The organism is Sphingobacterium sp. UBA1498 (assembly GCF_002325125.1).
Taxonomy (GTDB): domain Bacteria; phylum Bacteroidota; class Bacteroidia; order Sphingobacteriales; family Sphingobacteriaceae; genus Sphingobacterium.
On the sequence record NZ_DCRG01000004.1, the window covers coordinates 129282 to 141053 of the forward strand.

Here is an 11772-nt window from a genome sequence, read left to right on the forward strand (position 1 = left end):
AAAGCGATGTATCCCCCTATAGCGTAGAAATACACCGCTCCTAACCCGAAGCATCCTAGTAACCAGGATTTTGCTTTAAGTTGGGATTCATCGATATCTGCTGTTGAGGTATCGGAAACACCGTTTTGTTTTCAGCAGTAGGTTTATGATCCCACCACGTTGCGGTATGAAATTTACCAAAACGGATTAAATCACGCCTTCTGAACCCCTCAAAAATAAACTCACGCCCACGCTCCGCCAAAAGCTCATCTAACGTCAGTGTACTCGTATTGTATTGTGCTGCCGCCCAGTCGGCATCAGCAAATGCCCGTTTTTTGCACCTATTAATCAAGTCTACTGCAACTTGTGAAGCCGTACCGCCGCTTTTGCGCATCAGCGCTTCGGCTTTCGCAAAATAAATCCAGCTCAAGCGATACACATTCCAATCGGTATTGTTGTAATTTTCATTAACAGGTATAACAACGCCATTCACATTCCCTTCGACGTTATTTCCAATTTTATATTTATTAAATCGGATTCCACTGTTTTCTTCACCGTCGCTCATGGTAGACGATGTACCCCCCGATTTTGCCCGACGAATATAATCCACAAAGACAAGCTGTTCACCTTTATACTCTTCCGATCCTTCAACCATTTTACCGTCCACAAATTTCACCATTGGGCCACTTAAAAACCATTCCTTTTTCCGTAGATCATTTGCTGCATACTGACCGAAAACACCGGGAACCAATACAATCCCATTATTTCCGTTTCTGCCGCCACCATAGATTTCACTCTGCACAAAATGATAGAACTCACTCGGAAAACCCGCCGAAAAATCAGCTTTTTTATAATCGTAAGCGATAGAAAAAATGGTTTCCTTGGAGAGATCATTCGTCGGAACATAAGCGTCCTTAATATTCGGATCTAATTCCATGGCACCATTCAAACCACCCCCGTCACCCGATATCAACTTATCAGCTGCCGCGATACAGTCATCCCATCTCGGCTGTCCATACCATTTCTCAGCATTTAAATATAGTTCGACTAGCATCGCGTACCCTGTAGCCTGCGACACCCGACCCAACATCGCCCGCGATAATTTTGGGGCTAAGTCAATATTATCTCGAATTTCTTTCTCAATAAATTCAAACACTTCTTTGGTAGAAGAGGGCTCCGGAAGAGGTTCTTCAGCAGTAGTGGGCGCTTTTGTGGTTATCGGAATATTTCCGAAAAGATCCATCAGCTTCAGGTAGTGCAATGCGCGTAAAAGCTTAAGCTCGGCAATGTATTGATTCTTTTCTTCCGTTGTAATTCCCATACTGGCCACATCAGATTTTTCAAGAATATCGATGGGGCTATTGCATAGACCTACCCCCCAGTACATCAGTACCCAGGCTTGATTCAACCCACCTTCATCGACCGTCCAAGTATGGTAATGAAGGCGTTTCCATTTTCCATTATCTTCTCCATGCCGCCCTTTTGTTGGCCAGGCCAATTGATCGGCCGATAATTCGGCTGGACGCCACCAGCCATCCTGTCCCGAGGGCGATATCCAGGCGTTGGCGTGGGTATACGGTCGCAATACAGCAGAAATCACTTCATTCTTATTTGCATAAAAATCTTCTGCGACAATAACATCGTAAGCATTTTCATCCAATTTTGTACAACTTGACGCACTGACGACGCACGCAAGCATTAAAATTTTAAAAATATTTTTCATAGGAATTAGAAACTAAAATTTACACCAAACAAAAGCGACCGCGTATTCGGATAAGGACCGCGGCTGTCAATCCCCAAGCGCTGCCCATTCACTTCATTCCCCAAACCCGTATCCAATACCAAATCCGGATCGTTGCCCGAGTAACCGGATATCGTCGCCAGGTTTTGTACAGTCATGTAAGCACGCAGGTTGTTTACCCAGCTGTCATTTTTTAATTTAAATCGATAGCCCAAGGTGACTTCGTCAATTTTTAAGTGACTTCCACTTTCGAGGTAATAGTCCGAATACATATAGGTATCGTTTATATCTTTGTATTTGGTGAAAGCATCTCTCAACAGGTTGCCCGACCACACTTTATTACCATACGAAAGCGCAGTCGTATTTAAGATGTCATAATCAAATTTCCCACGCATAAACACCCTGAGGTCAAAATTTTTATAGGAAAAATTGTTTGTCCACGAAAGATAATATTTGGGTACAGCATTTCCGATCACCGATAAATCCGAAGCGTTGAGATCATCCCGAGAATTATTAATCTGATCATTTCTTACCGCCTCACCATTTCGGTTATAAAATAGCCATTTCCCATCCGCATCAAATCCGGCAAATCTTTTACCGAAAAACTCCCCGATGCGATGTCCTTCATAGGTGGTAAATGCGTTGCCGAGGGCACCTGCTCCGCCGATGTCCCCAAACTCCTTATACTTAACCGTAAAAATATCATTCGAGTAACTATCCATTACATTCTTCAACGTACTCGCTGTAAAGTCCATATTCCATTTGAAATTGTCACGTTCAATAGCGCGATAACTTAGCGCCAATTCAATACCTTTGGAAGAAAGGGTACCCACATTGGAATAGACATTCTCTCGTATGTAAGGTGGTTGAGGTGTAGTGTACGTATCCAACAGATCAACGGTTTTACGCTGAAAAACATCAATCGAACCCGAAAGTTTGTTGCTGAATAGCGTGAAATCGACACCGATATTCGTCTCCTTTTTTGTCTCCCAACGCAAGTTAGGGTTGGGGTTACGATCAGGACCGTAGGTTTCCCGGTAGGCTCCGTCGGGGTATAGGTACTTTCCGCCGCCCCCTAATGTCAATCGGGAAGCGTTGTTGGAAAACCCTGTATTTCCCGTTTCTCCATAACCCGCACGAAGCTTCAAATTGTTGATAAAATCAACATCCTGCATAAAGTCTTCATTGCTGATATTCCAGCCTACCGATACGGCAGGAAAACTGCCCCACTTATTGTTTGCACCAAATTTAGAAGAACCTTCTCGTCTAAGGATAAACTGAGCCATATACTTATCGGAATACGTATAATTTACCCTTCCAAAAAAAGCAATCAACGTATTGTCATTCTTGTAGCTGTCCATATTAGCACGACCATCGCGTAATGCTTGCCCTTCCGAAAGGTTATCCTCATGAAAACGATCATTTATAAAACCCCTATTATCTGCACTCTGCCCCTCATCTTTCTCATAACGATAACTATAGCCAGCTAATGCTGTTATGCTATGCTTCTCAGCAAGGGTTGTGTTATATTGGAGTGTAGGCTCAAACGCATACCGCTCATTCAGCAAATTCGATTTCGAAGCATAGCCTCCACCCGGATAATCCTCATCTTCCATAGACGCTTCACTGTTCAATGCCCGATACGAACCATCGATATACGAGTTGCGTTGCACCGATCCAAACACGCTGGCTTTTAGTCCCTCAATGATGGTAAGATCCGCCTTTCCATCCAGCGACGATGTTTGTTGCTTCCGGTAACTGGTTTCCGTAAATAAGCGTGCAAATTCATTTGTGCTTGTGCGGTCGTAACGATACGATCCATCGTCATTAAAATTTGACAAGGTGGGATTTTTAGTCGCCTCACTCTCCCAGCCGCCCCCGCCCAGCAGATTCGCATTGTTGGTATTCGTCGCGATGTTCATCAATACATTCAAGCGGTCATTCAAACCTTTCTGATTAATACTGGCGCGCACCGTATATTCCTTCCGCGAATTTTCCTTGGCGATACCTTCCAGATTTCTGAAATTTACACTACCACGATATGTGGTCGATTCATTGCCACCAGACAGGGATAGATTGTGATTTTGTGAAAAATTATCCTTGTTGACCAAATCTTCAAAAAAGTCTGTTGAGTGGCCAAAATCCGGCTGTTTTAATTCGCCCGATGCAATCTTATCCCTGAATTCCTGTGGAGTCAAAAAATCGGGTCTATTATACACAAATTCCTTTCGAAAATAATTGGAATAGTTAAATACCGATTTTCCCGGCTTTCCTCGCTTGGTCGTAATCAATATGACACCTGCGTTGGCACTGGTACCATAGATCGCCGCGCCCGAACCATCTTTCAAAACATCCACAGACTCGATATCATCCTGTTGGAGCAGATCCGGATTTCCGCCAGGTATTCCATCAATTACAAATAAAGGACTTGCACTTCCGGTCACAGAAATTGCTCCGCGCAATTGCGTCGCTACACCTGAATTTGGGTTAGAACCGCTTCTGGACACCTGTAAACCCGCCACTTTACCCTGTATAAGATCTAAGGGATTTCGCGCACCACTTTGACGAAATTGGTCTGCGCTCACATGCGCAACGGAGGAAGTGACCTCCTTTAGCCTTTGTGTACCGTATCCGACAACGACCACTTCATCCAATTGACTCTGATCAGCCTCCAGTTGAATCGAAACACTGCTGTCCTCCACAAAGGCTTCTTTGGTTTTGTAGCCGATGGAAGTCGCCACCAGTACTTGCCCCGCCTTCGCATCCAGCGTGAAATTTCCCGATGCGTCAGACTGTGTACTTTTAGCAGTTCCTTTGACGGTGATCGTTACACCTGCAATTGGCTTTCCATTGCTGTCCAGCACTTTACCTGTTAATTGTTGTTGGTTAGTTTGCGTCTCCTTCAGGAAACGGCTCTCCAAAATGGCTCTCGGAGCTGATTGTGCGTGAGTGATCGTACCTGCGAGCACAATCAGTGAGAAAAACAACCTGGATTTCCCAGTCAAGCGCACCATTGTCTTTAAATCAACATTGCTCATGTCTAATAATTGTTGGTTTTAAAACGTTTTAGCTTTTAGCCAAAATCGCATCTTGTTTAATAGTTAGCATTATATATAAATAGTTCGTTGGAATAACTCAGGCACATCTGCGCCGCCTGTTTTGCAGGTTTACAACAATGAATTAAACAAATCTCAAAAGCATTTCGTTTGGCAAAATCGGTTTTGCATGAAAAATTTAATAGAAAAAAGCAGTCTACATCAGTACATAAAAAAGGGAGTCCAATACAAGACTCCCTTACTGCACCCTTTTTACTAGGCCGCCAAATCCTCATGATCAACGTCTCAATCTTCTCTTTATCAAAGCCTAATCTTTCTTACTACTGACGCCACATCTTTCTTGATATCCAGCGCTCTTGGCTGTTTCTTAATCGTATTGAAATACAACCGATACAGGCAAATGATCCGATGCATATTGACCGGTCAGCGCAACGGATGAAACCAAGGTATAGCTACTGGCGGCCTGAGCATTAAATAAAACAAAATCAATGGCTTTCGTCGGTGTCTTAACCGGGAATGAAAGCGGACAGCTGCTCATACAAGACAAAGTAAACCGCTCTTTAAGTTTGAGCATTTCGCTGCTCGACGGTATTGCATTATAGTCTCCCCCTACAAAAAGCGCCTTGTTTAACGAAGTGCTCAGCTGGTTCAAAAATTCAGCCTGTGCGGTCCTGTTAGGCACATTCAGATCCAGATGCGTCGATGCAAATTCAATGCTTTTGCCATCGGGCAGAGTCACCGTGGCCACAGCAATACTGCGTTGTTCGCCCGCTGTCGGCATGGGCAGCAACTCCCGCCGCTTGTTGGTCATCGGATACTTACTTAAAATAGCCACACCATATTCACCACCATTATAATCAATGGACTTCGAAAAATGATATTCCATTCCCAGTAGCTTTGCCAGCTCCGCAGCCTGATTCACTTTACCCGAACGTGCCACATTGACATCCACTTCCTGAAGTGCAACAACTTCCGCTCCACTGCTTTTTATCACCGCAGCAATATTAGCCAGATTGACCACCTCCGAATTTTCAGGTGCCCCATGGTGAATATTGTACGTCATGGTGACCAACTTTTTCTTTGCAGGGGGCGTAAGATCTATTTTCTCATCCCCACTGCAGCTCATTAAATTTAACAGGGCCATCGCCCCAAGAATTATTTTTTTCATGGTATAATTTATTTAGGAAGTTTTAATTTGAACTCTGCAGTCATTGGCAGAAAGTTATTGGCCGATTTAGAAAAAGGGCCATATTTAGCGAGTTGGAGCTTATCGTCCGTATTCTTAAAGGTGATATAGTCAAATACACCTGTGGGTTTATCTTTTGGTGCATTCCAGGGGCACCCAGTACCTAAACACGCAAAGGTAAAGCTGCCCTTAAGATAAGATAGTACAGGACCATTGGCCGACTCCTGTTCATTGAGATTACCGACCAAAATCACGGGTTGCATCAATTTCTCCGTCGCATTGAGCAAGTCAACGACTTGAAGCGCCCGGTTATTGGCAACCGATGGATCCAGCTCAGTGCCCGCAAAATACAGTGCATGCCCTTCCTCCACCTCCACTTTAACCATCACCATACTCCGAAGCTCGGCCGTACTCCCCTCCTCACGACTCAACAATTGGCTATATTTCTCCTTCACCGGAAATTTGGACAACACGGCATTCCCAAATCCCCCCGTCTGGTAATCTATATTTTTCCTGAAATAGGATACCATACCCAATGCTTTCCCGATGGCAGCTGGACGATCTACTTTCCCCGCCCGGGTCGTCGCACTATCCACCTGCCGCAAAAACAATAGGTCAGGATCATATTCTTTAATCAGATCCAACATAGCATCAAAGTTCGCAACGGTTGTACCCACATTCATATTGAGCGACATCACTTTCAAACTTTTGGTAGCTGTATCATCGGGCTCCTGGGGCTGCTCTGGCTCTTTCGCCGGCAGCAAATTCCAATCACCTGGACTATAGGTCTTGCGGCATCCCTGCAAGCCCACAACAGCCTGCAGCAGGAGCAGGCCCAACAAAACGATCTTTATTTTCTTTTTCATCAGTATGAAATATTAATAATTTGGATTTTGCACCATATTGCGATTTGCAATGATCTCAGCCTCTGGAATAGGCCACAGGCCCTCGCGATTTCTTTTGTACGTACGGCTCTGTACACGCACAAGTTCTCCCGTTTTAGGGTTTGTGGCTCCAAAGACCTCACCGTTCATTACAGCTTCATCGATTCCCCAACGGCGGATATCGAAATAACGGCCTCCTTCAAAAGCAAGTTCCGCCTGACGCTCCCGACGGATGAGCTCGCGCATTTTTGCCTGCGTGCCGTATATCCCACTGTTAACCGCAGGCATCGCGGCCCTTGCCCGCACTTCATTGATCGCAGCAAGCGTTTCAGCATTGCTCCACTGCCCCGTCTCTATCATTGCCTCCGCATAGTTGAGCAATATTTCAGCATAGCGTATGATCATAAAATCAAGACTTCCGCTCTTAGCCTGACGATCTCTGGCATCAATATATTTCTTTATCCAATACCCTGTGGCAGTAGACTTCGTTTCACCGATTTTATCTGTCGGATTATAAAAAGGATCAAGGGTATATTGGTTCTGAAATTTATCGTTCGGTGAAAAAACCGACGCTGCCAACCGTGGATCCCTGTTGTTTTTATAATTTGGATTACGCTGATAGATCAGCACCGAGTCACGTCCAAGCTCCTGGATGGTCTTGCCCTGTTTGGTTTCAAAATTATTGACTACCGTATTCGTGGGCGACAGATAAGTCTCGCCCCCGATACCAAAAGGAGCAAAAGATGTCCAGGCATTCGCGCAGCCATTTTCTTTAAAAAATATCCGTTCATCATTCAGTTCACCCGCGTAGCTAAAGAGCTCCGAATAACTGTCATTTTTATTTGTCGTACTGATCCAGAGTTTATACACTTTGGAGTCGATCACCTGCTTTGCCGAAGCCTTCGCAAGTTCAAAATCTTTATAGTACAATCCCAGTCGCGACAGCAGCGACAGGCAAACACCACTTGTCATCCGCCACCGATCAGCATTTACATAACTTGCCGGCAGCTTGGCAGCACAGTCCTTCAATTCGGCTACAATAAAATCGTATACCTCTTTTTGAGCAGTTCGAGAAGACTGATTTTCCGTCGGCGTCAAAGACTGAGTCAATAAGGGGATATCACCAAACACCAACATCAATTCCATGTGATAATACGCTCTCAATGCCCTAGCCTCCAGCTTCATCCTTTCTTTCAGTTCGGCATCAATATAAGCCCCGTCTATGTTTTCCAAAAACCTGTTGGCCCGGCGGATACACGTATAATCATCTGCCCATAAGCTATTCGACACCCCCCAGCGGCTAGAGGCCAGGCCGCGGGTGAAACCGTCGTAATCACCTTTAAAGTCACCGCGCTGTACGGCTTCGTCCGTAAGTCCAGCATAATACATGATGTTCCGCCCAGAACTGCCCCCCGGTATTCCCGCATAAACAGTTCCCAAGGCATTATACCCATCTGTTTCTGTATTCCACCACTGCTCGTCCGATACACCGTCCGGACTGTCGATCGTCAGGAATTTTTCACATGAGCTAGTTGACAGGACCACCACAAGTAGGCTCAGTAATTTTATCTTAGTTTTTATTGTATTCATGTTTATTAGAAATTAGCCGTTAACCCAACAGAAAATATACGCATCATACCATAGGTCCACGATCCCCCTTGCGACTCCGGATCAGCCATTTTCAATTTGGTAAAGAGAAAAGGATTTTGCGTATTGATGTAAAAGCGCGCATTTTTAATTCCGTATTTATTGAGGTAGGCGCTATTCAATCGGTACCCAGCCTGAATAAATTTTACACGGAGGTACCTCGCATTAAACAACCAAAAGTCACTGCGCAGCACGTTATTTGCCGGATTTGCCAGCAAACGAGGATAGATGGCATCCTGGTTATTTTCGCGCCAGGTATTCGCCGCCCGATAGGTTGTTGGGATACCACCCGAGGCACTCAAATTCAGCGGATGCCATAAGTAGCCGGCAGATTTACCCCCGAGATTCGCCGAATAATCGTGGTTACCTGCCCCCTGCAACAAAAACTCAAAATCGAAGTTCTTGTAACTGAAACTTACATTACTAAAATAATTGATCCTCGGCGTAGGGTCGCCGATCACTTTTTGGTCGCTCTCGTCAATCATACCGTCGCCATTAAGGTCAACATACTTGATATCGCCCGGGCCTTCGCCCGCGAGCGCCGGAACCAATGCTGTTTTTTTATCAGCAGCAAAATCAGCATATTGCAAAATACCATCCGTTACATAACCATAATGACTCTTTATAGCATACCCCACCTCATTCGTCGAGATACCCGAATAATACGGACCACCCAATAGTTCAGTGATCTTATTCTTATTGTAAGAGATGCCCGGTCTTATCGAAAAACTAAAGTCATCGCCGAGCTTATCGTTATAATTCAGCGACAGTTCCATTCCGGTATTGCTCACCTTACCGGCATTCAAAGGAGCCGAACCAATAGCGCCGGAAGGTGCCACAGTAGGTTTCAGAAGCACATCCTTCGTTTTTTTGTCGTAATAATCAAAGGTCAAAGAAAGTTTATTTTTGAAAACCGACAGATCCAAGCCCACATCCAGGATATTCACCTTTTCCCAGGTAATGTTTGGATTACCCCATACAGACTCTGTTCCATTGGTCGCATTGATAAGATTTTGGTACAGATATAAACCAATATTCTCATTGCCCAACTGTCCATACGAAGCCCTCAGCTTCAGATTACTGATCGCATCCACATTAAAAAAGGCTTCATTATGTAGGTTCCATCCCAATGCGATGGACGGGAAATAACCATATTTCTTTCCAGGGCCAAATTTGGAAGAACCATCTGCACGAAAGGATAGCTCGGCAAGATAGCGGTTGTCGTACGAATAATTTGCTTTCGCGTAGCTCGACACCAACGACGATTCTTTCCAATAACCCTCATTAAATTTTTCAACAGAAAATCCACCCATGGCAAAGAGATTATGCTTTTTGAACGTCTTGTTGTAATCCAGCGCGCCGCTCAAATAATAATAGGTATTTCTGGTCTCCGAATATGCATTCCGCTGTACCGCCCAGGTCTGTACCAACTGTTTGGTATAATAATCGAAGAAATAGAAATTATCCCGGTTTTGCTTATAAACATCACTGTTGAGCCTATAGCTAAACTGCCCCCGCAAGTTTAAATTGTCAGTAATAGACCATTTTGGCTGTAGATTGATTGTTGCCTGATCATATTGATACCCAAGGGTACCGCCAACCTCCTCATAAGCCAGTGGGTTGACAATATCCGCATACCGACCATAGATGGTTGGCCATCCCTCCTCTTGTGGATATTTGGGCAGTACCGTAGGCGGCAGCCGATAAAGGTCGTCCAAGATTCTGCTGCCTCCATTATCGATGGTTCGGTTTGGGTACAAGGTATTCCGTCTGATACCCAAAACATCCAGATTAATCAAAAACCGCTTCGAAAGCGATACGGAGGTATTCGCACGGATATTAAAGCGATCCATCTTGTTGAGCGGCAACATCCCTTTCTGGTACATGTAATTGCCCGTTACCGCAAATCGCGCCACATCATTTCCACCGCTCACAGCTAAAGAATGGGAGGTTAGCGGACTATAATCATCGATAACAATATCCGTCCAATTGGTATTCGGATAATTGATGGGATCTTCCCCAGATTCGGTTTTGCTAATCTGCTCATCCGTATACAATATTTGCCCTCCGGAGGCCACCTGCGCATAGTTATACATACGCATGTAAGTAGGCGCATCCACAAATTCAGGGAGGATTGTCGGCGATTGCTGACCGTAGTAACCATCGTAGAGCACATTGATCTGCCCCGCTTTTCCGCGTTTGGTCGTCACCAAAATAACACCGTTCGCCGCCCTGGCACCATATATAGCTGCTGCAGCCGCATCTTTTAATATGGTTACACTCTCCACCGTTACCGGATCGATATGATTCATATCCATGGGTACGCCGTCGACAAGCACCAGCGGGTCCGAATTATTTAACGTCGAAATACCCCGTATTTTAATACTGGCCGCATCACCCCCCGGCAGGCCTGAGCCTTGCTGAACGGTAAGTCCTGTAACACCGCCCTGCAGCGACTGCGAAAGATTGGTAATAGGTTTTCCTTCGATATTGGATTTAATATCCAATGAGGCGACAGAACTGGCTATATGTTTTCGCTGCATTTCCGTCATCCCCACGACCACCACCTCATCCAGATCCGAGACATTTTCCTTAAGCGATACCGTAAGGTTCGCTTCAGTCTTATTCACCAGCACCTCTTTGGTCAAGAAGCCAACTGCCGAAAACGACAACCTGCTCCCTTTAGCTATCGTGATCGAATAATAGCCTTCATCGTCCGAAACCGACGTGGCCATCCCGCCTTTTTCAGCTACCGTAACACCCGAAAGAGGAACAGGAGGTTCAGCCGTATTAAAAATGCGCCCTTTGACCGTTACTTTTTCCTGGAAAACAACCGGTCTGCTGATTGGCTGACTGCGGGCAGTCAGGTCGGGTATTACAGTGATTTGCCCAGCCCCCTGTGTAATCGTCAAATTAAATTTCCGGAGCACCTGCCTTAGCGCTGGCACCAGCTCCTCTTTGTCAATATCGACGTTTATCCGTTTGTCGGCCAATAAATTTTCAGGGTAAAGCAGCGCAATATCAGTCTGTTTTTGAACAGATTGTAGAAAATGCTTCAAGGGTACATTTTTCATTTTGAGCGTTATTCGCTGGGGAAACGCGAGTGCACTGACAGAAAGTAAAACTCCTGTAATGGCAAGGGATCCTATCTTCATATTATACCTAATTTTAGGTGACAATAATTGTCTAGAGGAGAGATTTTGTCCCACCTGTTTTTTTTTCATAATTTTGATGAAATTAAATTTTTAGAAACGTTTAATTTAAACGGATAAAGGGGAC

The 11772-nt window shown here is 44.9% G+C and carries 6 protein-coding genes; all 6 read right to left on the reverse strand.

All coding sequences use genetic code 11. The features are described from left to right. Positions 1-55: 55 nt before the first annotated feature. On the reverse strand, positions 56-1702 hold the full coding sequence (locus tag B3139_RS03450) for a RagB/SusD family nutrient uptake outer membrane protein (RefSeq protein ID WP_293879786.1): 1647 nt from the start codon (positions 1700-1702) through the stop codon (positions 56-58). A gap of 5 nt (positions 1703-1707) precedes the next feature. Further along, positions 1708-4758 (reverse strand): SusC/RagA family TonB-linked outer membrane protein, encoded by a 3051-nt coding sequence (locus tag B3139_RS03455; RefSeq protein ID WP_293879788.1) that lies wholly within the window; start codon positions 4756-4758, stop codon positions 1708-1710. Positions 4759-5143: 385 nt separating this feature from the next. Then, complete coding sequence (locus B3139_RS03460) at positions 5144-5944, reverse strand: endonuclease/exonuclease/phosphatase family protein (protein ID WP_293879790.1); 801 nt, start codon at positions 5942-5944, stop codon at positions 5144-5146. Between the two features lie 8 nt (positions 5945-5952). Further along, positions 5953-6828, reverse strand: a complete 876-nt coding sequence (locus B3139_RS03465; protein WP_293879792.1) for an endonuclease/exonuclease/phosphatase family protein — start codon at positions 6826-6828, stop codon at positions 5953-5955. Positions 6829-6840: 12 nt separating this feature from the next. Beyond that, positions 6841-8436: a RagB/SusD family nutrient uptake outer membrane protein gene (locus B3139_RS03470; protein ID WP_293879794.1), complete on the reverse strand. Its 1596-nt coding sequence runs from the start codon at positions 8434-8436 to the stop codon at positions 6841-6843. Between the two features lie 5 nt (positions 8437-8441). Then, a complete protein-coding gene (locus B3139_RS03475; RefSeq protein WP_293879796.1) occupies positions 8442-11648 on the reverse strand; it encodes a SusC/RagA family TonB-linked outer membrane protein in 3207 nt (1068 codons plus the stop codon). Positions 11649-11772 lie beyond the last annotated feature (124 nt).

What these genes read in the sequence shown, in the direction of transcription:
- B3139_RS03450 (WP_293879786.1), bottom strand. Translation starts at nt 1,702, where the DNA reads ATGAAAAATATTTTTAAAATTTTAATGCTTGCGTGCGTCGTCAGTGCG.
- B3139_RS03455 (WP_293879788.1), bottom strand. Translation starts at nt 4,758, where the DNA reads ATGAGCAATGTTGATTTAAAGACAATGGTGCGCTTGACTGGGAAATCC.
- B3139_RS03460 (WP_293879790.1), bottom strand. Translation starts at nt 5,944, where the DNA reads ATGAAAAAAATAATTCTTGGGGCGATGGCCCTGTTAAATTTAATGAGC.
- B3139_RS03465 (WP_293879792.1), bottom strand. Translation starts at nt 6,828, where the DNA reads ATGAAAAAGAAAATAAAGATCGTTTTGTTGGGCCTGCTCCTGCTGCAG.
- B3139_RS03470 (WP_293879794.1), bottom strand. Translation starts at nt 8,436, where the DNA reads ATGAATACAATAAAAACTAAGATAAAATTACTGAGCCTACTTGTGGTG.
- B3139_RS03475 (WP_293879796.1), bottom strand. Translation starts at nt 11,648, where the DNA reads ATGAAGATAGGATCCCTTGCCATTACAGGAGTTTTACTTTCTGTCAGT.